This is a genomic window from Flavobacterium gillisiae (assembly GCF_900107635.1).
Lineage (GTDB): Bacteria > Bacteroidota > Bacteroidia > Flavobacteriales > Flavobacteriaceae > Flavobacterium > Flavobacterium gillisiae.
On sequence record NZ_FNRD01000001.1, the window covers coordinates 296,925 to 322,176 of the forward strand.

At 34.2% G+C, this 25,252-nt stretch carries 21 protein-coding genes; 5 read left to right on the forward strand and 16 right to left on the reverse strand.

Going from position 1 to position 25,252, the window contains the following annotated elements; translation table 11 throughout:
* Positions 1–52: 52 nt before the first annotated feature.
* Positions 53–913, forward strand: a complete 861-nt coding sequence (locus BLV35_RS01415; RefSeq protein WP_091083686.1) for an AraC family transcriptional regulator — start codon at positions 53–55, stop codon at positions 911–913.
* Positions 914–916: 3 nt separating this feature from the next.
* Here BLV35_RS01415 and purT read toward each other — a convergent pair whose 3' ends face one another.
* From purT to BLV35_RS01430, 3 genes are all read right to left on the reverse strand, one after another.
* Positions 917–2,077, reverse strand: a complete 1,161-nt coding sequence (gene purT / locus BLV35_RS01420) for a formate-dependent phosphoribosylglycinamide formyltransferase (RefSeq protein WP_091083689.1) — start codon at positions 2,075–2,077, stop codon at positions 917–919.
* Between the two features lie 245 nt (positions 2,078–2,322).
* Positions 2,323–3,510, reverse strand: a complete 1,188-nt coding sequence (locus BLV35_RS01425) for a pyridoxal phosphate-dependent aminotransferase (protein ID WP_091083692.1) — start codon at positions 3,508–3,510, stop codon at positions 2,323–2,325.
* A 91-nt stretch (positions 3,511–3,601) separates the two neighbouring features.
* Entirely contained in the window at positions 3,602–4,693 is a 1,092-nt protein-coding gene (locus BLV35_RS01430) for a fatty acid desaturase family protein (RefSeq protein ID WP_091083695.1), read from the reverse strand.
* A 108-nt stretch (positions 4,694–4,801) separates the two neighbouring features.
* On the opposite strand from BLV35_RS01430, the gene rsmG reads away from it, so the two are divergent.
* From rsmG to BLV35_RS01450, 4 genes are all read left to right on the forward strand, one after another.
* Positions 4,802–5,431: a 16S rRNA (guanine(527)-N(7))-methyltransferase RsmG gene (gene rsmG, locus BLV35_RS01435; protein WP_091083699.1), complete on the forward strand. Its 630-nt coding sequence runs from the start codon at positions 4,802–4,804 to the stop codon at positions 5,429–5,431.
* A gap of 557 nt (positions 5,432–5,988) precedes the next feature.
* Complete coding sequence (locus BLV35_RS01440) at positions 5,989–6,426, forward strand: T9SS type A sorting domain-containing protein (RefSeq protein WP_176980544.1); 438 nt, start codon at positions 5,989–5,991, stop codon at positions 6,424–6,426.
* Positions 6,427–6,455: 29 nt separating this feature from the next.
* Positions 6,456–8,684 (forward strand): hypothetical protein, encoded by a 2,229-nt coding sequence (locus BLV35_RS01445; protein ID WP_091083705.1) that lies wholly within the window; start codon positions 6,456–6,458, stop codon positions 8,682–8,684.
* 116 nt (positions 8,685–8,800) lie between these two features.
* The gene (locus BLV35_RS01450; RefSeq protein ID WP_143031826.1) at positions 8,801–9,322 is read left to right on the forward strand and encodes a hypothetical protein; all 522 of its coding nucleotides are present in this window, start codon (positions 8,801–8,803) and stop codon (positions 9,320–9,322) included.
* A 109-nt stretch (positions 9,323–9,431) separates the two neighbouring features.
* On the opposite strand, the gene pruA is transcribed toward BLV35_RS01450, so the two are convergent.
* The 13 genes from pruA to BLV35_RS01515 form a co-directional block, all read right to left on the reverse strand.
* A complete protein-coding gene (pruA, locus tag BLV35_RS01455) occupies positions 9,432–11,060 on the reverse strand; it encodes an L-glutamate gamma-semialdehyde dehydrogenase (protein ID WP_091083711.1) in 1,629 nt (542 codons plus the stop codon).
* A gap of 170 nt (positions 11,061–11,230) precedes the next feature.
* Positions 11,231–11,617 carry a Co2+/Mg2+ efflux protein ApaG gene (gene apaG, locus BLV35_RS01460; protein ID WP_091083714.1) on the reverse strand — a complete coding sequence of 129 codons (387 nt, stop codon included), beginning with the start codon at positions 11,615–11,617 and terminating at the stop codon, positions 11,231–11,233.
* A gap of 81 nt (positions 11,618–11,698) precedes the next feature.
* A complete protein-coding gene (locus BLV35_RS01465) occupies positions 11,699–12,955 on the reverse strand; it encodes a type IX secretion system plug protein (RefSeq protein WP_091084809.1) in 1,257 nt (418 codons plus the stop codon).
* Positions 12,956–13,026: 71 nt separating this feature from the next.
* A complete protein-coding gene (locus tag BLV35_RS01470) occupies positions 13,027–13,797 on the reverse strand; it encodes a class I SAM-dependent methyltransferase (RefSeq protein ID WP_091083717.1) in 771 nt (256 codons plus the stop codon).
* Between the two features lie 18 nt (positions 13,798–13,815).
* A complete protein-coding gene (locus tag BLV35_RS01475; RefSeq protein ID WP_091083720.1) occupies positions 13,816–14,190 on the reverse strand; it encodes a GxxExxY protein in 375 nt (124 codons plus the stop codon).
* A 64-nt stretch (positions 14,191–14,254) separates the two neighbouring features.
* Positions 14,255–15,073, reverse strand: coding sequence for a type I methionyl aminopeptidase (map, locus tag BLV35_RS01480; protein WP_091083723.1), 819 nt, complete (start codon positions 15,071–15,073; stop codon positions 14,255–14,257).
* A gap of 42 nt (positions 15,074–15,115) precedes the next feature.
* Positions 15,116–16,525 carry a TolC family protein gene (locus tag BLV35_RS01485; protein WP_091083726.1) on the reverse strand — a complete coding sequence of 470 codons (1,410 nt, stop codon included), beginning with the start codon at positions 16,523–16,525 and terminating at the stop codon, positions 15,116–15,118.
* On the reverse strand, positions 16,525–17,880 hold the full coding sequence (locus BLV35_RS01490) for an HlyD family secretion protein (protein WP_091083730.1): 1,356 nt from the start codon (positions 17,878–17,880) through the stop codon (positions 16,525–16,527). Before BLV35_RS01490 ends, BLV35_RS01485 begins: the two co-directional genes overlap by 1 nt.
* Positions 17,881–17,884: 4 nt before the next feature.
* Positions 17,885–19,543 carry a peptidase domain-containing ABC transporter gene (locus tag BLV35_RS01495; RefSeq protein WP_091083732.1) on the reverse strand — a complete coding sequence of 553 codons (1,659 nt, stop codon included), beginning with the start codon at positions 19,541–19,543 and terminating at the stop codon, positions 17,885–17,887.
* Between the two features lie 79 nt (positions 19,544–19,622).
* Positions 19,623–20,300: a TetR/AcrR family transcriptional regulator gene (locus tag BLV35_RS01500; protein WP_091083736.1), complete on the reverse strand. Its 678-nt coding sequence runs from the start codon at positions 20,298–20,300 to the stop codon at positions 19,623–19,625.
* Between the two features lie 15 nt (positions 20,301–20,315).
* Positions 20,316–20,924, reverse strand: coding sequence for a leucine-rich repeat domain-containing protein (locus BLV35_RS01505; RefSeq protein ID WP_091083739.1), 609 nt, complete (start codon positions 20,922–20,924; stop codon positions 20,316–20,318).
* Between the two features lie 136 nt (positions 20,925–21,060).
* Positions 21,061–22,578: a 2,3-bisphosphoglycerate-independent phosphoglycerate mutase gene (gene gpmI / locus BLV35_RS01510; protein WP_091083741.1), complete on the reverse strand. Its 1,518-nt coding sequence runs from the start codon at positions 22,576–22,578 to the stop codon at positions 21,061–21,063.
* Between the two features lie 140 nt (positions 22,579–22,718).
* Positions 22,719–25,136: a DUF5916 domain-containing protein gene (locus BLV35_RS01515; protein ID WP_091083745.1), complete on the reverse strand. Its 2,418-nt coding sequence runs from the start codon at positions 25,134–25,136 to the stop codon at positions 22,719–22,721.
* Between the last annotated feature and the right edge of the window lie 116 nt (positions 25,137–25,252).

Below are 25,252 nucleotides of genomic sequence, written 5' to 3' on the forward strand. Positions count from 1 at the left end.
AGGTATTTTATATATTCGCTTGTTATAGCACAATAAAGACATTATCTTACTTATGAAAAAGTATCCTATTTATGATATACAACGATTTAATTGCAATTCAGTAAATAGTGATTTGTATATTAACACGTTCAGTAATCATTTAGTCAGTCATAGTTTTGTAGAAGAACCACACCGACATAATTTTTATGTTTTGGTTTTCTTTACCAAAGGGTCGGGAACACATGAAGTCGATTTTGACCGCTTTAATATCGAGCCGGGAAGTGTTTTTGTTTTGCAGCCGGGACAAATACACCATTGGAACTTGTCAGATGATATTGAAGGATTTGTGGTTTTCTATTCCTATGAAATGTACAATCTCTATTTTGGACAAAAATCAATTGACCAGTATCCCTTTTATTCTTCGGTGACTAATAGTCCTGAGATTGTGTTAGATGACGTTGAAACAAAAGCAATTTTACCTTTTTTCAATAGTTTGATTGAAGAGAATCAGGCAAATAATATGTTGAAGCAGGATAAAATCATGAACCTGTTAGATTGTATTCATATTGAACTCGCTAGAAAGTATATTGAAACTTATGTTCATGAAGCGCATTCTTATAATGTGAAAGTCAAAAGCTTTGAACAGTTTTTAGAACTTAATTTTAAAGCGGAAAAAGCGGCTTCTTTTTATGCTTCGCAGCTCAATATTACACTGAAACATCTGAATAGAATATGTAATGAGATTTTAAAAAAGACCACAACCGAAGTTATTATTCACCGAGTTATTCTGGAAGCTAAACGGATGTTGATTAACAAAAATATTTCGGTAAACGAAGTCGCAACAGAATTAGGCTATGATGATTACTCTTATTTTGTGCGACTGTTTAAAAAAAATACTGGAATGACTCCGAAAACGTTTCGGGATTCTAAATAATAATTACGAATGAACGTTTATTAATTTAGCCGCTTCTTTGGCTCTTTCTACAATTTCTTCGATAGGCGTTTCTAAAGTGTCGTTTGTTAAGGCAATTGCCATTCTTCTATACGGCCTTGAAGTTGGTTTTCCGAATATCCTGAAGTCGGTTTTGGGTAAAGCGGCGATTTTTTCTAATCCGGTATAGCTTGGGTTGATGCTGTTTTCGGAAGCTAAAACTACAGCACTGGCGCCCGATTTTTCCAATGTTATTTCGAATATAGGCAAGCTTAAAATTGCGCGTAAATGCAATTCGAATTCGTTGAAGTTTTGTGTTCCTGCCAAAGTTACCATTCCGGTATCATGTGGGCGAGGGGAGAGTTCTGAGAAATAAACACCATCATCAGCAAGGAAAAATTCGACTCCAAAAAGGCCAGCGCCACCAAGTGCTTCGGTAACTTTTTCGGCCATGTCTTGTGCTTCGTATAAGTCCTTGTCTGAAATTCTCGCAGGTTGCCAGCTTTCTTGATAGTCACCTCGCTCTTGTCGGTGACCAATAGGTGCACAAAATAAAGTAGGATTGTTATTTTGAACAACGGTCAATAACGTGATTTCCGAATTGAATTTGACAAAGGCTTCTACAATTACTTCTACTACATCACCTCTTGATCCTTCTACAGCGTAGTTCCATGCTTTTTCGATATCGGCTGCTGTTTGTATGGTTGATTGTCCTTTTCCGGACGAACTCATTAATGGTTTTACGACGCAAGGCATTCCCACAGCTTCGACTCCTTTTCGTAATTCCTCGGCAGTGGTGGCGTAACGATAAGCGGCCGTTTTTAATCCCAATTCTTTGGCGGCTAAATCACGGATTGCTTTTCTGTTCATTGTAAAGTTTGCTGCTTTTGCAGAGGGAACGACAGTAATGCCTTGTTTTTCATAATCATAAAAACGTTCGGTGCGGATGGCTTCTATTTCTGGAACGATAAAATCAGGATTATGCTTGGCTACAATGCTATCTAAAGCTTCTCCATCAAGCATGTTGATCACTTCAAAACCGTGAGCGACTTGCATAGCCGGAGCATTTTCATAACTGTCTACCGCAATTATGGTTTGCCCAATGCGTTGTGCAGCAATTGTAAATTCTTTTCCTAATTCGCCTGAGCCTAGTAAGAGTATTTTCATTTGTTATGTTTTTCGTAGGGACAAGAGATGACCTGTCCGTACATATGATTGTATGTATGTGATGTTTTTTGCGTGAGGGATGGTAGTGGAAATCCTTTTATCATGTAGCGCTAGCGGAATGAATAAAAGATTGCAACGTATAGCCCGACCCTTGTGGTCACGCCCTAAAACAAAAATAGTTTAAAATTCAAAGTTATGAAACTCTGAACCTTAAACTATTTTAAAAAATGGAAAGGATGTGTTAATTAAGCCACCGCTTCTTTTATTCTTTTTAAAGCTTCTTTCAAGATGTCTTCGCTAGTTGCGTAAGAGAAACGGATGCAATTTGGATTTCCAAAAGCGTCACCAGTTACGGTTGCTACATTTGCTTCGCCTAAAAGATACATTGAGAAATCGTTAGCGTCTTTAATTAAGGTTCCTCTTAGCGTTTTTCCGAAGAAAGAAGATACGTCAGGAAATACATAAAATGCACCTTCTGGAACGTTGATTTTCATTCCTGGAATTTCTTTGATTAATCCTACTACTAAATCTCTACGACTGTGGAAAGCTTGAACCATTTCGTTTAATACTGATGGGTCAGCATCTACGGCGGTGATAGTAGCACGTTGCGCAATACTATTTGCACCAGAAGTTACTTGACCTTGGATTTTTGTACACGCTTTAGCGATAAATTCGGGTGCTCCGATGTAACCAATTCTCCACCCTGTCATTGCAAATGCTTTTGCAACTCCGTTTACGGTAACTGTTTTTTCTAACATTCCTGGGATAGATGCGATACTGCAAAAAGTCCCTGAAAAGTTGATGTGCTCGTAGATTTCATCTGCAACCACAATTATGTTAGGATATTTTTCTAATACTTTAGCTAATGCTGTTAGTTCTTCTCTATTGTAAACAGAACCACTTGGATTACAAGGAGAACTGAACCACATCATTTTTGTTTTTGGTGTGATCGCTGCTTCTAATTGTGCTGGCGTGATTTTAAAATCAGTGTCAATAGAAGTAGGAACTTCAACTGGAACTCCACCTGAAAGTTTTACGATTTCGAAATAAGAAACCCAGTAAGGAGCTGGTAAAATCACTTCGTCACCATCGTTTAACATTACTTGTGCGATGTTGTATAAAGATTGTTTTGCTCCTGTAGAAACTACAATTTGTGATGGTTTGTAATCTAAATCATTATCTCTTTTGAATTTTCTGCAAATAGCTTCTTTTAATTCAACATATCCATCTACTGGAGAATAGGTGCTGTAATTTTCATCGATCGCTTTTTTAGCCGCTTCTTTGATAAAGTCAGGAGTATTGAAATCAGGTTCTCCTAAACTTAAGCTGATAATGTCTTTCCCTTGTGCTTTTAGTTCTCTAGCCAAAGCTGCCATTGCTAATGTTTGTGAAGTAGCAAGGTTGTTGATTCTGTCTGAAAGTAAATGATTCATTAAAAAAGTGTTGATTGCCCTAATTTGTAATAAAAAATAAGGGAGGTTAATTATTTAGTTGTTTATGTGTTGATGCATTGTAACTGTGTTCTTACATTGCCGGTTTCATTCCTAATTCTTTCAAATGTTTAAAATGAGCAATAACGGCGCTTCGCATTGTTTTGTATTCGTAATAAGGCAAATTACATTCAGCTGCCGTTTCCTTAACGATTTTCGCAATATTACCATAATGTATATGGCTGATATTTGGAAAAATATGATGTTCGATTTGGTGATTCAAACCACCGGTGTACCAGTTTACTATTTTGTTTTTTGGAGCAAAATTAGTCGTGGTAAATAATTGGTGAATTGCCCAGGTGTTGCCCATTTCTCCTAATTCGTTTGGAGAAGGGTTCTCTGTTTCTTCGACAACGTGTGCCAATTGAAATACGATACTCAGAATCAATCCTGCAGTGTAGTGCATGATAAAGAAACCGATTAATACTTTCCACCAAGCGATACCAATAACTATTGGTAATACGATCCAAATAGAAACGTAAATTACTTTAGTGATAATCAAAGTTGTCCAAAGTGTTTTTGGGCTCTTCGCTTCACCGTAGGATAATTTTCTTTTTAGGTAGGTTCTCATTTGCTTAAAATCGGTTGTGATAGCCCAATTGAAAGTTAATAAACCATATAAAAATACAGAGTAATATTGTTGAAAGCGATGAAAAGAATGCCATTTTGCATCTTTTGTAAATCGGATGATTCGGCCGGCGTCTAGATCTTCATCATGACCAGGGATATTGGTGTAAGTGTGGTGCAATACATTATGTTGTACCTGCCAGTTGTGAACATTTCCGGCAAGAATGTATATCGTGCCTCCCATGAATTTATTTACCCAGTTTTTGTTAGAATACGAACCATGATTTCCATCATGCATTACATTCATTCCTACTCCAGCCATACCTATACCCATAACTATTGTCAACAAAAGATGAGCCCAGAAAGGCATATCAAGAGTTAGAATTAAAAAGTAAGGCGCAAGAAATACGGTTATAAGAATAATAGTTTTCAAATGGAGTTTCCAGTTCCCCGTTTTTTTGATGTTATTTTCCTTGAAGTAATTGTTTACCCGTGAGTTAAGAGTTCTAAAGAACTTTAATTTATCTTGCTTTGCAAATGTAGGAGGTGTTTTGGTCATAGAATAATGTAATAAGTTGTAAAGATAATTATTATAAATTTTAACTATGCCAAATTGAGTTAAATATTTCAGAGTTAAAAACTGTACTTTTGTTAAAAAATTTGAACGATGGACGAGATTCTTAAGTATTTTCCTAATTTAACCGATATCCAAAAGGAGCAATTCGAAAAATTAGACTTTTTATACCACGACTGGAATGAAAAAATAAATGTTATTTCGAGAAAAGATATTGACGCTTTATATACAAAGCATATTTTGCATTCGTTGGGGATTGCAAAAATTATAGATTTTGTACCAGGTACTTATGTTCTTGATGTGGGAACTGGTGGTGGATTTCCTGGAATTCCATTAGCGATTCTTTTTCCAGAAACGCGTTTTCATTTGATCGATATTATAGCCAAAAAAATCAAAGTAGTTCAGGCGGTAGTTGATGGATTAGGACTTGAAAATGTTAAGGCAGAGCAATTACGAGCGGAATTAGTGAAAGGTGATTTTGATTTTATTGTAAGTCGCGCGGTGACTAATATGCCTGATTTTGTGTCTTGGATAAAAGATAAAGTAAAGAAGAAAAGCAAGCATGAGCTGAAAAATGGTATTCTTTATCTAAAAGGAGGCGATTTAACAGAAGAGTTAAAAGACTTTCCAAAAGCAACACAATACGATTTAGCTGATTTTTTCGAAAATGAATTCTTTGAGACGAAGAAAGTGGTGCATGTACCGTTGAAGTTTGCTAATTAGGTAATTACAATTCCTATTTATAGAAAAAACCCACAAGATTTCAAACTAATTTGAATCTTGTGGGTTTTTATTTTATACGTCTTTATTATATAAAGGATTGTTGATGAATTAAAATATATACAAGTGTTTTGCGGAACTATTCTTGTGGCAATTTACCCCAATTATAATTGGTTGGATTTATTTTTGAAATACTTTTTAAAAATGGTAATTGACTTACTCCTGTATAGGTTTCTTGATTCTCTGAATATTTATAGACAAATCAAGTTTTAGCTTTAATATTTCATTAATACTACAAGTCGTACTAATTTAACATGCACTTTAACGATTTTTAGAATCAGTTTGTCGATTAGTTCGCTGTTTACTAATATATTGTGGTAGATTGTCCATCCCCTTTAGATGTAGAATAGGTTTTTTGTTCTTTAAAAAAATCATTAAATACATCAAGATTACTACCTACTTATTGCATTAATTATGCTTTTTAAAACCATATAATTATGAGAAATACTGTAGTTGCAATTGTTTTTTGTTTAATGTCCACGTTTGTTTTTTCCCAAAAATTGGAGTCAAGCATAATAGCTTCACAAGGAGGTTATGACTCGACAAGTTTTATTTCGCTTGAATGGACCCTTGGCGAAAACGTTGTTGAAACCGTCATGCAAAAGAGCCAAATTATATCTCAAGGATTTCATCAGACGTATTTTAGTAAAAGTAAGGTGGTTAGAAAAAAAGATATGTTTGAATATCCGTTAGATATTATTGCTTATCCAAATCCTGTGCAGTCCACGCTGCATCTATTTTTAAATGCAGTATTTGAATCACAACTAAATGTAGACTTGTATGATATTACTGGAAAAAAAGTAATGGAGTTCATTGTGACTCAGAAAGAGAGTAATGTTAGCTATGAGGTTGAGGGATTGTCGTCCGGAATTTACCTGCTTCACGTTTCTAATTCAAGTGGTTTGTTATTGAAAACCCATAAAATCGTAAAAAATTAAAAGTACAATTATAAATAAAATCTAAGGTTATGAAAAAAATTACATTTATTTTACTCGGTATTATTTTGTTTTTATTGGCTTTGCCTTCTGTTTACGGGCAATCCGTTCCGCAAGGAATGAAATATCAGGCAGTGGCCAGAGATTTAGCCGGTGAAGTAATGGCTGACCAACCAATTTCAATCAAAATTGCGCTTCAAGGCAATGATAAGTCAAAAACGGTTCATTATATAGAAGTACATGATGTCACCACTAATCAATTTGGTTTGTTCTCACTTGTAGTGGGAAATGGAGCTGTTACACAGGGAGATTTTAATAAAATTCCATGGAGTTCAGAGGATATTTGGATGGAGATAGGACTTAAGAATGCAGGGGAATCTGGTTTTGCAACTATAAGTAGTTCAAAATTACTGGCTGTTCCGTATGCCTTTCATGCTGGGACAGCGTCTAAAATTGTAGATAGCTCATTCACAACTGATAAATTAACTCAAAAATCTACTGGTGTACCTTCGCAAAACTGGTCCTTATTCGGGAATTCTAAATCAGATCCGGAAAAAGATAAATTGGGAACAACAGATGCCACAGATTTTGTAATGGTCACTAATAACATCGAGCGTTTAAGAATTACCGCTGATGGTGAGATAAAAACAGGATCTGGGAAATTTACTATAGGCGGGAACTTAGAAGTTCAAGGGGATAGTACAACCATCAATAAGGATTTATTTGTGGGTAGAAATGTTTTCTTGAATGATAATCCGGCGTTTGAACCGAGGGGTGAAACCATAAATTATGGAGATTTTTATGTTGAAGGTTATGGGCAATTCGATAAAAACTTAATTGTAAAAGACACTTTATTCGCGGGTTTATTAGATACCAAAGAATTAAATATTAAAGCAGATGTGGAAGATGGACAATTCCTCGCCACTTTTGAAAATACGAATACCGGTAATGGTGATGGTATTAAAATTAAATTGGGTCGTAAAGCAACTAAGAATAACCCACTTGCACAAGGGGCTGAAAAAGCCGTAAGCTTATTTATTGGTGAAATTGACGAGGCTAAGCTTGCAATTATAAGGAATAGTTTTACTGGGCAGATGGGGAAAATTAATATCCCAGGTTTGGTCACAATGGGAATTCCAACTACTAATGAATTAGCGACTTTGGCTTCAACGTCATGTACAATGGCTGTAGGAATAGGTAATGCAATTGTTGATTTTCTAAATACTAAATTAGGTCTGCCTCTTACTTTAGGAGATGCAATTGTTCCTATCAACGGCTGTGATCCACGTAAACCAGAAGGGGAGGCTAATAGTTGTGACAACGAAGGTGCGAGCAACACCATTTTTGTCCATGATGACTGGATTAAAGACGGTACATTTGAAATATTTCCAGCTTTCCCTACTATCCCAGAGAAGGTTTGTACGGATATTTTTGGGCCAGCGTTTGTATTTCCAACTTTGGAACTTTCAGATATTTATACAGAAGATCCATTGACCAAACAAAATGTGTTTATTGATTTTAGGGATAATGATGATTTTAGTCTGGGTGCTATAAAGGCGGAATCTATTACTAATTGGGCTACTAGGTATTTCGATCAAATTAAGATATATGAGATAGTAGCAACTTTAAAGACATTAGATAAAATTAAGGTCTTAAATGCCGTAAAGGCAGAGACTTTAACTATAGCTAAATCATATAGGAATATAGGAGTTGAATATGCATCGGGGAATGGTGATTATGCAGAGTGGTTAGAACGATTGGATCCAACAGAAGTGATTGTCAAAGGAGATATTGTGGCCGTTGTCGGAGGTAGGATAACAAAAGATATTTCTAATGCGGAGCAGGTGATGGCCGTATCTCATCATCCAATTGTTTTAGGAAATATTCCTGAGGAGGGTAAAGCAATTTTAGGAAATAACATTGCTTTTATGGGGCAAATCCCTGTAAAGGTTATGGGATCTGTAGCTACAGGAGATTATATCGTTGCTACAGGAGATATTAAAGGATACGGTAAGGCAATTAGTCCAATGAATATGACGATTGAAGATTTTAAATTCGCTGTTGGTCGCTCTTGGGATGCTAAACCAGAATCTGGACCTAAAATGGTGAATACCGTAGTAGGTGTTCATAATGGAGATTATTTAAATATTTTAAAACGTTATGAATTGAAATTCAAGGAATCAGAATCACGATTAAATACTGTAGAAGCTAAAATAGAGATGCTGTCGGGTTTGATATCGCAACCAAATAAGATTAATTAGAAAGATGTACCTTATGCTGCATCCAATAAAATAATTCAAAGCTGCATCATTTTTTAATGTATTATTATATGAAAAATATTATTTTAGGAATTATCTGTTGTTTACCAATACTGGTCATGAGTCAAACTGCAGAAATCAATCTTGATCAAATTAGCAATCAGAACAAGATGAAAATGGCAAGGTGGTACTTAGAAGTAACCGAAAAAGGGATTGTTACAACTGATGATTCAATAAAATTCAGTAAAGAATTTATAAAAGTTTTAAATGAGAAGGATTACCGGGATTCACTGTTTCCTGAAACTTATTCTTGGGTGCAAGCTCTACATTATGTGAAACACCAACAACTTAGGCAGGCTTTCTGGTCGTTTATTAATTTATATCCAGAAAACGAAACTAATAAAGAGTTGGTAATTAAATCTATTTTAGCATACGATGAGGTATTTAAAATGGATGAGATGCTGGTCAATGTATTTTACACCTATAGTTTTATGGATCCTGAAATAAGTATAATTAAGGATGGAAGACCAGAAATTGTACGGCCAGATATTTTAGAAGAAAAATTAGGGAATGTAAAAGAAATGGTGGCTTACGTTCTAAAATACAGAGAGCAAAAGGAATTAAAGGCTAATAAAGAATGAATAAGAAATTTTGTTTTTCAAATATAAAACAAAACCCACAAGATTTCAAAACAATTTGAATCTTGTGGGTTTTTATATTTAGTTCCCGTCGCGGCGAGGTTAGGGAGATTTATTCTCCCAAAAATGGGTATCTGTAATCTACTGGAGTTACAAAAGTTTCTTTAATAGTTCTAGGAGAAGCCCAACGTAATAAATTCAATGGAGAACCTGCTTTGTCATTTGTTCCAGAAGCTCTTGCTCCACCAAATGGTTGTTGTCCTACAACAGCACCTGTTGGTTTGTCATTGATATAGAAGTTACCGGCAGCGTTTTGTAATTTTACAGTTGCTACTTCAATAGCATAACGATCTTGACTGAAAACAGCTCCTGTTAATGCATATTCTGATGTAGTATCTACTAATTCTAATGTTTCTTCCCATTTAGCATCTTCGTAAACGAAAATAGTCATCACTGGTCCGAATAATTCGGTTGCCATTGTAGAGTAATGAGGGTTTGTTGTAACGATAACTGTAGGCTCAATAAAGTATCCTACTGATTTGTCGTAGTTTCCACCAACGATGATTTCAGCATCAGTATCTTTTTTGGCTTGGTCAATAAAACTAGCCAATTTGTCAAATGAACCTTCGTGAATTACTGCAGTAATAAAGTTACCAAAGTCTTCAGGAGAACCCATTTTCATTGATTTTACATCAGTGATAATTTGCTCTTTTACAGCTGGCCACATACTTTGTGGTACGTAAGCTCTTGAAGCTGCTGAACATTTTTGACCTTGAAATTCGAATGCACCACGTACAATTCCTGTAGAAACTTGTTTTGGGTTAGCGCTAGAGTGAGCGATAATGAAATCTTTTCCTCCAGTTTCTCCTACGATTCTTGGGTATGTTTTGTAGTGGTGGATGTTAGTTCCAATTTTAGCCCAAATATCTTTAAATACATGAGTTGATCCTGTAAAGTGCAGTCCTGCAAAATCACGACTTGCCAAAACAGTGTCAGTAATCATTTGAGCATCTCCAAAAACAACGTTGATAACTCCATCAGGAACTCCAGCTTCTTTGAATACTTCAATAATAATTTGTGCCGAGAATACTTGGCTGTCACTTGGTTTCCATACCACAACGTTACCCATCATTGCTGCACTTGCAGGAAGATTAGCAGCAATTGCTGTAAAGTTAAATGGAGTGATCGCGTATACAAATCCTTCAAGAGGTCTGTACTCTAAACGGTTCCACATATCTGAAGTAGACGTTGGTTGGTCACCATATATTTGAGTCATAAACTCTACGTTAAAACGTAAAAAGTCAATTAGCTCACAAGAAGCATCAATTTCTGCTTGATGAACATTTTTAGATTGTGCAATCATTGTTGCAGCATTTATTCTTGCTCTGTATGGTCCTGCGATTAATTCAGCTGCTTTCAAGAAAATAGCTGCGCGTTGTTCCCAAGCCATATTAGCCCATGCAGTTCTAGATTCTAATGCGTTTGCAATAGCTTTCTCAATATGAGATTTTTCAGCTAGGTGATAAGTCCCTACGATATGTTTGTGGTCGTGAGGAGCCGACATTGTTTTTGTATTTCCAGTTCTAATTTCTTCGCTTCCGATATATAATGGTACGTCGATTTTAGAATTCCACATTTTAGTATAAGCTGCTTGAACGGCTGCTTTTTCAGGTGAATTTGGTGCATACCCTTTTACTGGTTCGTTTACCGCTTTTGGTACGTGAAAAAATCCTTTTAGCATGATATTGTAATTTGTTAATCTGTTAGTTTACAGATAAGATTAGACAATTGAACAAATATATTATTCGAAAATGTTACGAATAATTTAGTTCACAACAAAAGTACAAAGGATAATTTAAAAATATGATAAATAAAGGATAAGAAAGAGAAATATATTCAGCAGAGCAAATATTAATTCAATGCAAAGGGAGCGCATAATTTAAATGTGGGTATGAAAACTTTAAAGTTTTTTGTACTCGTAAAGTTAATCATGTTGAAATAACCTTTCATAGCACCATAAGGAGAAGATAAAAGACATCCAGAACTATAAGTATGAAGTTCACCAGGTTTTAGTACTGGTTTTTTTCCAATAATTCCTTCACCATCTACAATTTCAATATTATTTAAAGAATCATAAATTTCCCAATGACGAGAAGTCAGTTGGACAGAATCTTTGCTATGGTTCTCTATTGTTACCTGATAACTAAAGGCAAAGTGAATCTTGTAGTTCTTGAAGTACGTGCCTTCAAAACTAGTCAATACCGAAATTTTTATGCCTCTTGTGATTTGAGATACCATTATAAAATAGTAGTTAAGTGTCTAATAGATAACAAATTTACAAAATTTTGATTTTGTATTCAGGCTTTTCTAACTATTTTTTTAATTGATGATATTTAAGGAGTTAGCATTTCCTTTACCAACGACACGGTCATAGCGATCTGTATTTGCACGATAATATACTAGAATCGAATAATCATTTTCAGTTTGATAAAAATTGCCGTCTATTGCATTTTCATTATCGATTGCTCCTTTACGATCAACTATCACGTATTCAAAATTTGTAAATCCTTGTTTTAACAATAGGGCTTTTTCATAAATCCCTTTTTTAGGATTATAATCCATCTTGAATTCAGGAGTTAGACTGTAGTTGTTAAACATGCCGTTGATATAGATTGCGTTGTCGTTATTAAAAGTGGGAGCAGAGAGGCTGAAATAAACCCAGGCATAATCAGCTTCAATTTCACTGTTTGCCGCATTTAAATTGCGAACGACAAAATTACCATTTACATCTTCGTAAACGGAATAAGGGAAATTTGCGCGAGCATTATTCGTGTATAAATAGGAGTTATAGATAGCTGTACTTGCGTCAACGCGTGCGATGTTATTATTGGCGGCTCTGACATCTTTGTTTTCAAAATACAAAAATTCGTTACCAGCCCAATACTGAGTTTCAGTATCGTATTTATAGATTAAATCGTTACCAATGGTATATTGCGGCTGAATGTTTTTTATTGCACTATTGAACTTTCCATTTTGTAGCAATACCACTTTTACATTCTTTAAAGGGTTTTGAAAAGTGATGGTATTTGATTTTATTGAAAAATCCAAATTGTGTTTGTATTCTACATTACTTACCGTTCTAGCTCGTTTTACCTGAATAGGAACAGTTACCAAATCTTCGTACAGAATAAATTTTCGTGTAAATACAACCTCTTTATCATTATTTAAAACCTTCAGAATGTAATTCCCACTGATGCGCAACTGCTGTGTAAACTGATTTGGAATAGATAATGTATAATGCGAATAAAGCTGTAATGTGTTAAATGAGTTGGTGTAATTTTGAATTCTTTGGTTGTCAAAACCTTGTAGGTATTCATTTTTAGGAATTTCAGAATGTTTCCAGTTGTAGTCACAATGAATAATTTCGTAATAGTAATCTGCTTCATTGCCATATAGATCATCAAATTGTAATTGGAATCCGCTGCCTAATTGAAATATCGGAACAACATTTTGATTGTTCTGAATAAAGGAAACGGTCTTGATGTTAAATGGGGGGGCAATTTCATTTTCTACTTGTGCAGAAGCTGAAGTGATGATGAGTAGCAGTATTATTTTTCGAAAAAAGGAATTAAGCATAATTATTAAATTGCTGAAAGGTAAATATAACGAATTAAGCAATACCATAATTATGCCAATTATAATGTGCTTTATTTAAAACAAACGGGGATGATTTCACCTTTTGCTAAGCAATATTTTTCTACCAGTTCTGGAGCAATTTTATTAGTATAATCTTCTTCGATTACTTTAAAACCAATACTTCTTAGTTTATTAAAATAATCACGGCCATAAATGCGAACATGATCGTATTGTCCAAATATCTTAGCACGCTCTTTTTGGTCTGTAATAGTATCGTCAGAAAAAGTGGTTTCTCTAGATAAATCTTGTGGAATTTGTAAAATGGCCATTCCGCCAGGTTTCAATACACGATACAATTCTTGCATTGCTTTAGTGTCATCTGGGATGTGTTCTAAAACATGATTGCACAAAATAACGTCGTACTGATTGTCTTCAAATGGCAAATCGCAGATATCTGCTTTTACATCTGCCAAAGGCGAAAATAAATCCGTAGTGGTGTAATCGAGATTTTTCTGGTTTCTGAATAATTTATAAAATGCCTGTTCAGGTGCAAAGTGAAGTACTTTCTTTTTTACATTAGAAGTGAAAAAATCAGATTCTTCATTTAGAAACAGCCAAAGTAAACGGTGTCTTTCTAAGGAAAGTGTACTTGGTGATAGGACATTGTTTCTTTGTGTTCCGTAGCCATAAGGTAAGAACGATTTAAAACTTTTTCCGTCAATAGGATCGGTAAATTTGTCCCCTTTCAAAGCTAAAGCTAAAACAGGTCTAGCGACATAGCTTAAACGAATAAGTAATGGGCGGGGGATGGTATTGAGTATTAATTTAAACACAGATTTCACAGATTTTCACAGATTTAATTATAAAATAACTCTTTTGTATTTTAGGCTATCCTCACCAAAATTCACTAATAAACCAATTTTGTTTTTAGAGGCTGCAAGATAATTTAATGTTTGTTTTATTTCACCACTTGACAGTTGTTCAATTGCTTTTAATTCTAAAATAATTTCATTGAAAACTGTAAAATCAGAAAAATAATATCTTGGTAAAACTATTTCTTTGTATGCAATATTGTATTTTTTTTCTCTTTCATAGGGGATGTTATTAGTCTTAAATTCATATTCAAGAGCGTCACCATATACATTTTCACTGTGTCCTTTTCCAAGAATTTTATGGACTTCCATACATAAACCTATAATTTTATAAGTTTCATCTTTTAAATAGAATTCTTCCATAATAAATCTGTGAAAATTAGTGAAATCTGTGTTCTTTTGATGATTTATTCCTAATGCATTAAACCTAGATAACTAACGGCACTTTTCTAAACTCATCTTCTTCAGTACTTACAATTCCTAAGGCTTGATACACATAAGCAAATGTGGATAATATTTCTGGTTTACCGTCAATAAGCGCTACATCATGCTCAAAATGAGCACTTGGTTTATTGTCGGCTGTGGTTATTGTCCAACCGTCTTTGTGCTGTTTGATGTTTTTAGTTCCCATATTGATCATTGGCTCAATTGCAACTACCATTCCTTCAACAAAAAGTTTTCCACGACCACGTTTTCCGTAATTAGGCATTTCTGGATCTTCGTGCATTTTTTGCCCAAGTCCATGTCCAACTAACTCGCGAACTACTCCGTATCCATGAGCTTCAGTATATTTTTGAATGGCATTACCAACATCTTCTACGCGATTTCCAGCTTTAAATTCACGGATACCTACGTACAATGATTCTTTGGTGATTTGTAATAATTTTTTAGTTGCAGGATCTACTTCTCCTATTTCGAATGAGTAAGCATGATCTCCATGGTATCCATTTTTGTAAGCGCCACAGTCTACAGATATGACATCGCCACTCTTAAGAGGCGTATTGTTTGGGATTCCGTGTACCACTTGAGCATTCGGACTCATACATAATGAGTTTGGGAAACCATATAAACCAAGGAAACTAGGGACAGCGCCATGGTCACGAATGAATTCTTCGGCTAATTTATCTAAATGTAATGTAGTAACTCCTTCTTTAATTTCAGAAGCAATCATTCCTAATGTTTTCGATACTATTAAAGCACTTTCGCGCATTAATTCTATTTCTTCGCGGGATTTAACTATAATCATATTTGCTATTTTCAGTTGGCAAAAGTACGGTTTTAAAATTATTTAATCAGGATTGGCCATAATTTTATATAATTCAGAGTTCGAGATAAAAAACTCATTGCGTAAGGCGATTGCCGTCAACTGGGCTGTTATTAAACTACTTTCGCGACTGTTAATTAGAAAAAGGGAACTTTCTCCAAAAGTAAACAACCGCTCTTCTGACTGTAACATCGTTTTGTAGTTGTTCACTAGGTCGCTTGCCATAAGTCGTTGCTTATCCAGAGAGGTGATTACTTCTTTCTGCGCTTTTATTTTATTCGAAAGTTGTAAACGCTCTAGATTTAAGCTATTTGTAGATTCTTGAATTTTGTACTGCGTTAATTTCAGACCACCTCTTTCTTTTCTTACAAATATAGGGTACGAAAAATTAATTCCTACTTTGTAGTTTTCAAATTTGTAACTGTCGATGTACTGTGGTTCTGATAAATAGGAGTAGGATAGATCAATTTTTGGCAATAAGGCATTCGCCTTTAGTTTTCTATCGACCTCTAGCATATCAATTTTGGTTTCCAATGCGCTAATTTTGGGATGATTTTCTATTGAGAAATTATTGGCTAATAGATCATTTGTTTTTAAGGTTTCTTGAATCGTATTTTCAATTAGCAGTTCCGGAAATAGCGCTTCAGAAAGTTCCATAGGAATTGAATTGTCTAACCATAAAAAATTAGATAATTCTAGTTTTGCTTTTAGTAATTTTAGTTTAGAGTTTTCTAAGCTTAACTGACGACTTTTGAAACTTATTCCTGCTTCCACACTATCAATAGCTCTTTTGTCACCTTGTTTAATTAATGACTGAACTGCTTTGTAACGTGTCTCCGCATTAGTATTATACTGCGAATACATTTGAAACTCTTCATAATTTTTTTTCCAATTAAAATAAGCGACAGATGCATCGTACAAGACTGCAATTGCTAGCAGTTTTCGTTCGGCTTGACCTAATTGCATTTGCATCTTAGCCTTGCGCAAATCGGCCATTCGCTGATTGATAAATAAACCTTGTCCTAAAGGAACTGATATTCCTAACGATGTTAATCCAGCATTAGGTACCGTGTTTTCAGGGTTTAGATAGTATCCTTCGTTTTGATCAAAACCAGCTTTGATTTCGATGCCGTACCAAGTTGGGATTTTGAAACTGCTATTTAAAATTGAATAATACTCGGTGTCCTTGAATTGCTTTTTATCAAAATCAACTTCAATTTTCGGATCGAAAGCGCCTCTTGCAGCCATTAAAGTTGCCTGCGCTTTATTGATTTCTAAATTAGCTGTTTTAACCAGTGGATGAAATTTTTTGACATATCCCAAATACTCATTGAATGTAAACTGCATTTTTTGAGGTAATGTCGTTTCACTTACTGTATTTTGAGCTTGAAGATTCAAACTGAATAGCAGTAAAAATAAAATAGAATATCTCATTATTTTTTTTCTTTAGTTTTACCGCCTTTTTGATTCATTTCATAATAATCTGGTGGGAATCCGTTAAGGGTACGCCATATTTCAAACCAAACTGGAACGGTATTTAGTAAAGCAATTGTTTGTGCTCCAGATCCAATACTTAATTGTTTTGGCCAAGGATCTTCTTCAGGATCAGGGGCAATCAGCACTCTGAATTTTCCATTATCGCTGATGAATTTTTCAACTGCAACAATTCTACCACCAAATGTTCCGTAAGACATATCGGGCCAACCTGAAAATACAATGGTAGGCCAACCATCAAACCAGATTCTTATTTTGGCACCTTTGGAAATTAAAGGCAAATCTAATGGGTTTACATAAGTTTCTACGGCAATATCGTACTCTGATGGCATTACGGTAGCAATGGGTGTTCCTTCTTTAATAGTTTCGCCAATTCCCGCTTGCAAAGCACGGTTAATGTATCCATTTTGCGCTGCTTTGATGTAATACATGCCATTACGAATGCTGTAATTAGCATATTGGTTTTTAAGTTTGTTTACTTGCGCTTCAGTGTCATATTGGTTGCTTAATGCGGTAAATTGGTCGCTTTCTGCCTTAGCTACCTTTTCATTGTATTCTGCCTCAATACGGTTAAGCTCCACCTTCGCATTTAGTAACTCATTTTGGGTGGTTAATAATTTGTTTTCTTGAGTGATTATTTTAGCTTCAACTTCTTGCTGTTTTAAACGTTTCTCTTCTACATCAGTCATTGCTTTTAAACCTTCACTGTTTAGTTGTACTACTCGGTTGAACTGAGTATTGGCTATTTTAAGTTGCGTTTTTACGGCGACTAAATCGATCGAATCACTTTTAATTTTAAAGTTAGCTTGCTTTAGTTTGTTTTTAGCTTGCTCTAATTTTAGATTTTTTTCGCTTTGAATCGATACAATTTGACTTGCTAGCGCTCCGTACTTTGAACTGTACGAATTTAGGGCTTGATTTTTAGCATTCAATTGATTTTTAGTGTTTTCTACTAAGTTAGGGTCCATGTAGTCTTCTTTTATCTCAGAGATAAAAAGTATGGTATCCCCTTTTTTTACAAAATCGCCTTCTTGGACATACCATTTTTCAATTCGACCTGAGATCACACTTTGGATAGATTGTGGTCTTTGATTTGGTTTTAAAGTAGTTACAGCTCCTTTGCCCGATATATTTTGGGTCCAAGGTAGGAATAAGGTAATAAACGCTAATATCGCAACAAGCGTTATAAGTCGATTTAAAATTTTATAGTGTGGCCTTGTTTCAAGTCCTTTAACCGTTTTGAAACGGTCAAGGTGGGCGTCAACATGTTTATTGTGGTCTGATATATTTAACATACAGTTATTTTTTTAAATCTAAGATAATTTGTCCGTTTTCCATGGTGATACTTCTGTTACATTTGGTTTTCCAGTACTGATTTTTTGATGATACAATAATGGTCCATTGATGTTCTTTGGCAGTAATGAAATCGATTATTGCATTGGCAACTTTGTCGTCCATGTTGTCTGTAGGGTCTTCATAGAACAAAATCTTAGGTTTACTGATAATACTTCTAGCGAGTAATATTTTTTGAGCATTAGACGATGACAATTGTTTTCCCTCTGGAAAAAGAGGCGTGTCTAAACCTTGTGGTAACGATTTTATGAATTCTTTTAACTGCATTCCTTCTATAGCCCATTTTAGAGTTTCTTCTGATACTGCAGTGTTTTTAAAGGTTATATTTTCAATCACAGTCCCTTCAAATGGAGTTTCTCCGAAGGTGATACTTTCTATTTGAGATCGGAATTGGTTGAGATTAATTTTTTTGAAGCTATTATCGTTGATAGAGATTGCGCCATGGCTGGGTTGAATTAATCCGGACAGTATGCGTATCAAGGTTGTTTTTCCAGAACCGTTTGCTCCATCTACAAATATGCGTTCGCCCTGACTGATATTTAAGTTGATGTTGTTTAAAATTTTATTTTTCGAATCTGGAAATTTAAAGCTTACATTCTCAACTTCTAAAGCGATAGAAGTATAGCAATTGTCATAATCTACAGTGAATTCCTCTTCCAGTTTCATATCAGTTATTAATCCTATTTTTTCAACTGATGTCAAAACATCGTAAAGTGTTTCTAGACCTATTATGATTTTTTCGACTGATGTGATTACTAATAAAATTATGATTTCTGCAGCGACAAATTGACCAATATTCATTTGTTGTGACAACACTAAATACCCTCCAATAGATAATAAACTGGCGGTTATTATTATTTTGAAAATGATCAATTGGCTAAATTGAGTTTTAATTACTGAGAAATGTTTCTCTCTATAATTTAGATAATCTGAAACTAACATGTCATTTTTATTCAGTGCAAAATCATGATGTAAATTATTTCTAAAACTAGAATTATTTCGGGCAATTTCTTGCAGCCATCCAGCAACTTTATACTTGTATTTTGATTCTTTCATACTTGTTTCTAATCCAGTATTGTAAGAGAATTTAAAAATAAAGTATAGTAATAACAATAATAATATTCCAAAAATGATGAAATAATTGTGGTACAAAGACAATAGTATGATTCCAAAAATAATCTGTAGTATCGCTGCTGAAAAATCGATTAACAATTTGGCTGTTCCTTTTTGAATCATTAAAGTGTCAAAAAAGCGATTGGCAAGTTCTGGTGGATAGCTATTGTAGTATTCTTCAAATTTTATTTTGGGTAATCGAACCGCAAATTCAAAGGAGGATCGAATAAATATTTTTTGTTGTAAATTTTCCATTATACGCAACTGCATCAACGAAAGAACCCCAACTAGTGCTACACCAAAAACAACCAAAACAATTAAGACAATCCATGAAGCACTTGCTCTTCCAGATTGAATGAAATTAGTTATGGCTTGTATTCCTAGTGGTAACGATAGACTGATTACTCCAGAGAGGATTCCGTAGAAAAACAATTGGTAAACATCTTTCTTGTCTAATTCAAGTAAATTATAAAATCGCTTTAATGGTTTCATATAGGCTGCTTGTTATTTTTTTTCTTTTGTATAATATATATGGGCTACTATTGGATGCTGTTATGCGTTCCGTTTCAATTTATTCTTTTATTAATATGGTGTTGATTAAATCCATAAAGAAGTTTGTAGGGGAAACTTGTTCGTTGCAATCGGTAATAGTCGATAGGTGTTCTTTTAAAAAATGTTGGTGCAAAGAACCTTTTACAATGGTTGAGATTAGACTTTTAGCAAAAGGATAATCCGGGTTGATCTCGTTTACAATAGCGACCATTCTATTGATTAGTCTTTTGTAAATTATGAAATAACCTACTTTGTTTTCTTCGTCAACCTCTTTAGTATACAACGTTTTAGTGAATTCTATAATGACAATTCTATTTAGAATTCTTTCGTTGACATGTTCTGTTCTTTCATCATCAACTATTTTTTCAGTGACAATAACAATAGCTCGCTTTAAGCGCTCCATAGGATCGTCAATATTAGTCAATTTGAAAACCATTTTGTATTCAATCCAACTCCAATACCACGAACACAAATAGACTAGCAGTTTGTGCTTGTTTTCAAAATACCTGTAAATCGAACTTTCATTGGAGCCAATTCGTTCGCCTAATTTTTTAAAAGTAAAGTTGTCAAACCCTATTTCATCTATTAAAATGATACTTTCTTTAATTATCTTTTTTCCAAGAGCTGATGTTTCAGGATCTTTTACAAAGATTTTATCTGAAATTTGAATTTTTATATTTGTGATTAAATTATGCATTTTAATTGTTTACGTTTAAAAATCGATTTCAAAACCAAAATTAATATTTTTAAGTTCTACGTTGTCAAGCGGTAAGCTATTTTCATTCAAATATAAATGCTTTAAGTGAGATAATGAATTAATGTTTTTCGGGAATTCTTTTAATTCATTTTGACGCAAACTCAAATACTCTAAATTTTGAAGTTTTAACATTTCACTAGGCATATAATTGATTCGATCATTATCGAGATACAACGATTTTAGATTTGGTAACTTTGCTAAAATGTCTAATGATTGAGGTAAGTCTAAGTTTTTCTCATCATTTAAATACAATTTTTCAAGGGTTTTAAGTTTTGAAAAGTCTTTAGGCAACACCTTAAAATCGTTTCCACTTAAATCTAATGTTTTTAATTTTTTCAGCAAGAATAATGCTTTAGGTAGTTCTTTTAAATGATCATCCTTTAAACTTAGATATTCTAAATTGACAAACTTAGAGAAGTCTACTTTTTCTAAATCAATTTTGTTATTACTTAAATCAAGACGAATAATCGTCTCAGGGTTTGCGAGTGAAGTAGTATTTTGAGCATTACTATTGATATTAAATAGTAGCGTAATAATCAAACATTGAAGGAGTAAATTTTTCACAGTACTTTTTTTTAAGATTAATAAGTGCAAATATAATAGTATTACTATCAAAAATAATAGTAATACCTAGATTATTTCTATAAAAAAGGCTATTCGATTCGAATAGCCTTTAAAATGAGGTTGTTATGTAGTTATTCTAAAGCAAAGAATGCTGCGTCATAACCGCGGGTTTTTCGATTCCCATTAATTCTAAAATAGTTGGAGCAATATCACCTAGAACCCCATTGTGAATTTCTTTCAATTCTTTGTCTACTAAAATAATAGGGACAGGGTTAGTAGTATGCGCCGTATTTGGACTTCCATCAGGATTAATCATTGTTTCGCAATTTCCATGATCTGCAATTACAATCGTGGTATAATCATTAGCTAATGCCGCTGTAATTACTTTTTCGACACATTTGTCAACTGCCTCGCATGCCTTTATAGCGGCATCCATAATTCCGGTATGACCTACCATATCGCCATTGGCAAAATTAAGGCATACAAAATCGACATCTCCTTTTTCTAGTTCTGGAACTAAGGCATCAGTTAATTCAAATGCGCTCATCTCCGGCTGTAAATCGTAAGTAGCCACTTTTGGAGAATTTTTCAATATTCTTTTTTCACCTCTAAATGGAATTTCTCTACCACCTGAAAAGAAAAAAGTAACATGAGGATATTTCTCTGTTTCGGCAATTCTAATTTGAGTCTTGTTTGCTTTTTCTAAAACTTCTCCTAAGGTTTCTGTAATGTTGTCCTTGTTGTAAACAACTTTTACATTGTTATATGATTCATCATAATTAGTTAGAGTTACATAATACAAATTTAATTTGTGCATGTTCTCTTCGTGGAAGTCTTGCTGAGAAAGCGCTTCTGTCAATTCTCTACCTCTGTCTGTTCTAAAGTTAAAGAAAATAACAACATCATCTTCTTCAATAGTAGCCAGTGGTTTGTCAGCTGCATCAGTCATTACAATAGGATGGATGAACTCATCTGTTACGTTGTTAGCATAACTTTCTTCGATACTTGCTACAGAATTATGTGAATGTGTTCCTTGTCCGTTTACCAATAAATCGTAGGCCAATTTCACTCTTTCCCAACGCTTATCACGATCCATGGCATAATATCTACCAATTATGGAAGCTATTTTTACAGAAGTGTTTGCTATATAATTTTCAAGATCTTGAATGTATTTTTTTCCTGATTTTGGATCAACATCACGACCATCAGTGAAGGCGTGTACAAAAACTTCCTTCAATCCATAATCTTGGGTTGCATCAATCAGACCTCTTAAATGGGAGGTATGAGAATGAACTCCTCCATCTGAAACCAATCCTAAAAAATGTACTTTTTTATGATTGTCTTTAGCGTATTGAAAGGCATCTTTAAGTACTTGCTCTTTGGCTAAAGTTTTATTGGCGACAGCGAGGTTTATTTTGGCTAAATCTTGATAAACTATTCGTCCTGCACCAAGGTTCATATGTCCTACTTCACTATTTCCCATTTGTCCTTCTGGCAAACCCACGTTTAAACCGTCGGTTCGAAGTTGGGCGCTTGGGTAATTTTTATAAAGACTATTTATAAACGGAATATTTGCGTTGTCGATTGCAGATACTTTAGGGTCAGGAGATTTTCCCCAACCATCTAATATCATAAGTATTACTTTTTTGTTCATTATAATTTATTTTAAACAAAGATAAAGTATTTCTAAAATCTTCGTAGCGAACAAAATCACTATTATGCATTCAGGAAAGAACGTACCCGAATAATGTTAATTTTGTTATGGAACGGCTCTTTTTTTAAAATTAACGCACCTTAGATTTTGCTTTTTATGCTATTATAATCAATGAAATATTTCACACTTATTGAAAACGTGTGATTCAAGGCTTCATTGTTCAATAAATTTGTAACATTTTTTCCAAAGTCTTTATTGATTGTTCTGTCAAAATCTGCTGCATTATTTCTATACAAAACAGAAACTTGGCTCCCCGGAGCAAACCACCAAGAATACGAAAGGTCGAAGTTCCAGGAGTAAAAACTAGAATCTTTATTGGTGTTGTAATTTTCATAATCAGTTAGTCGACCGTCTTGTTTTAGAGATAAGAAATTCTTATTCTCCGCATAGGACCAATATTGGCGTACAGCCACATTAAAATTCATTTTACTGCTTATGGAGTATTTTCCAGAAATACTATTTGCATAAGTAATGACATTCCTGTTGGCAAAAATAATAGTCTCTGGAGTTGATGTATTTAAATCTTCATCTACGCTGTCAACATAGCCTCTATTGTTGTTTCTTCTTGAGAAGTCAAAGCTATAGTTGAGGGAAAACTTATCGTTAAAACGATATCTGGGGCCTACTGTTAATTCATAAGTCCTCCTATTTGTTTCATTAAAAATAGAATAGCTTGGATTGAAATCAAATGCAAATTTATTATTGTAATTTGTAGAGATATACAGCCAGGCACCATAGTTTTCAGGCAGAATTACATATCTATTCTCTGCTCTTGCTTCGTAAAAATCATACGATTCAACGGGAGCTATATTAATACCAAAACCTACGTAGTGATTTTTTTTGGTGTCAAGATTTACATTTATATTAATATTATTCCCTTGAATTTTCCCTGTTTCTTTATGAAACTGGGTGTAGAGATTATAGTTTATTCTAAAGCTATTAAAAAATTTTGTCGGATTTAAAATTCTATAATTTGCATTACCGTAAAGACTATAGTAGTTTGTTTCAAAGTTGATTCCTAGGTCGTTATTATCGAAATCTTTTGTAACTAAATCACCTCCGACACTGTAACGGTACTGGCCGCTAGTTTCTCCAAAATTTAGAGAAGTGTACACTCCTTTTTTATCAGCAATGTCATTTACATAACTGTATTTAAAGTTTCCGGAAAGGTTGTAAGTATTCTTAATGGTGTTTAAATCCCAAACTAAAGCAGATACATTTCCATCACGAAAACTTCCGTTTCTAGTAACATTTGTGTTGATAAATGAAACTGATGAATTTTTGCGAAAGCGCTGGTCTAAAACAAGTACATTATAATTTGCCAGAGGTTCAACTTCTTCTCTTCTTGTTTCTTTCGTGTCTTTATTTTCTATTGTTACAAATGTCCTCTTTGTCACCGCGTTTAGAATACCTATTCCTAGGCCACCTTTTGTTCTTCCAGATACTTTTAATGCATTGATTAGATCTACGCTGGAAGGATTTTCAATAACCGTCTCGTTTTCTGCAACTGTTGGGTTGCTATTGGGTCTGCCGCCAATTCTTCGGGAGTATAGTAAGTTCCCTTTGCTGAACAGGTCGGTACCTTCAGTAAAAAACGATCTATTTTCATTAAATTGCTGTTCGAATGGCCCTAAATTTAGTATCTGGTCATCAAATTTTGTTTGTCCGAAATCAGGAATCAAAATAGCATCCAACGTAAATGCATCATTGATTCCGTATTTTATATCCATCCCGCCTTTAAGGGTTCCTATTGTTTTTTGATGGCCATTAGCATTTACATAAAAAGAGGAGTACGGTAAAAGGAATAATCTCGTAGGGGTTTTTATGTTTTCAATTCCTTCAAGAGTTCCTGTTTGTTGGGTGAAAGTTCCAATCTTTGAATCAATAAAATTCCAGGTATATTTTTGTCGGTCTCTTCTAATTTCTCTAAAAAAATTCAAGCCCCAAGTTTGCTTTTTTTCACTCGAAAAACGTAACGCTGCGTAGGGAATTCGCATCTCTACAATCCAACCGAAATCAGTAATGACGGCTTTGCTTTTCCAAACAGCATCCCAGGAATAATCTTCGCCATTAGAATCTGTTGTGATGCAATCACCTTGTCCATCAGCAGCATTGACAAAAAATTGAAAATCTTGTTGGCCATCATTAAATCCATTTATGAAAACGCCAAAAACGTCTGAGGCTCCAAAATCATCTCTTTGTGAAATTTCTTTTAGAATTTTACTAGGTTCATTATCATACAACATAGCTGCGGCATAGACTGCGTCATTGTCATATAGAACTTTTACTTCAGTTCTTTTGTTTTCTGGAATTGGTTTGCCATTATCAGGTTGAAACATAACAAAATCTGTCGCTATAGAAACGGATTCCCAAATGGGTTCATCTAATTTTCCGTCAATAGTTATAGTCTCTGACGTGAACTTAGTTTGTAAAACTTTTTTTTGGCTGTAGCCAAAAGTGTATGCTAAAAAGAACAAGATCAAAAAAAGGTTTTTCATAAAAATTTCTGTAGATGAAACTAAAGCAATCGAAAGCCATTTTTTATAGGTTTAGCATGTTATAAAATACAGAACTAAAAAAAGACTTTAGATAATAGACAAGTTTCAAAACAGAT

Coding starts and splice junctions, on each gene's coding strand:
- BLV35_RS01490 (WP_091083730.1), bottom strand. CDS start 17,880: ATGTTAAATATATCAGACCACAATAAACATGTTGACGCCCACCTTGAC.
- map (WP_091083723.1), bottom strand. CDS start 15,073: ATGATTATAGTTAAATCCCGCGAAGAAATAGAATTAATGCGCGAAAGT.
- BLV35_RS01495 (WP_091083732.1), bottom strand. CDS start 19,543: ATGAAACCATTAAAGCGATTTTATAATTTACTTGAATTAGACAAGAAA.
- pruA (WP_091083711.1), bottom strand. CDS start 11,060: ATGCTAAAAGGATTTTTTCACGTACCAAAAGCGGTAAACGAACCAGTA.
- BLV35_RS01465 (WP_091084809.1), bottom strand. CDS start 12,955: ATGCTTAATTCCTTTTTTCGAAAAATAATACTGCTACTCATCATCACT.
- rsmG (WP_091083699.1), top strand. CDS start 4,802: ATGGACGAGATTCTTAAGTATTTTCCTAATTTAACCGATATCCAAAAG.
- BLV35_RS01425 (WP_091083692.1), bottom strand. CDS start 3,510: ATGAATCATTTACTTTCAGACAGAATCAACAACCTTGCTACTTCACAA.
- apaG (WP_091083714.1), bottom strand. CDS start 11,617: ATGGTATCTCAAATCACAAGAGGCATAAAAATTTCGGTATTGACTAGT.
- BLV35_RS01475 (WP_091083720.1), bottom strand. CDS start 14,190: ATGGAAGAATTCTATTTAAAAGATGAAACTTATAAAATTATAGGTTTA.
- BLV35_RS01515 (WP_091083745.1), bottom strand. CDS start 25,136: ATGAAAAACCTTTTTTTGATCTTGTTCTTTTTAGCATACACTTTTGGC.
- BLV35_RS01445 (WP_091083705.1), top strand. CDS start 6,456: ATGAAAAAAATTACATTTATTTTACTCGGTATTATTTTGTTTTTATTG.
- gpmI (WP_091083741.1), bottom strand. CDS start 22,578: ATGAACAAAAAAGTAATACTTATGATATTAGATGGTTGGGGAAAATCT.
- BLV35_RS01415 (WP_091083686.1), top strand. CDS start 53: ATGAAAAAGTATCCTATTTATGATATACAACGATTTAATTGCAATTCA.
- BLV35_RS01450 (WP_143031826.1), top strand. CDS start 8,801: ATGAGTCAAACTGCAGAAATCAATCTTGATCAAATTAGCAATCAGAAC.
- BLV35_RS01485 (WP_091083726.1), bottom strand. CDS start 16,525: ATGAGATATTCTATTTTATTTTTACTGCTATTCAGTTTGAATCTTCAA.
- BLV35_RS01430 (WP_091083695.1), bottom strand. CDS start 4,693: ATGACCAAAACACCTCCTACATTTGCAAAGCAAGATAAATTAAAGTTC.
- purT (WP_091083689.1), bottom strand. CDS start 2,077: ATGAAAATACTCTTACTAGGCTCAGGCGAATTAGGAAAAGAATTTACA.
- BLV35_RS01500 (WP_091083736.1), bottom strand. CDS start 20,300: ATGCATAATTTAATCACAAATATAAAAATTCAAATTTCAGATAAAATC.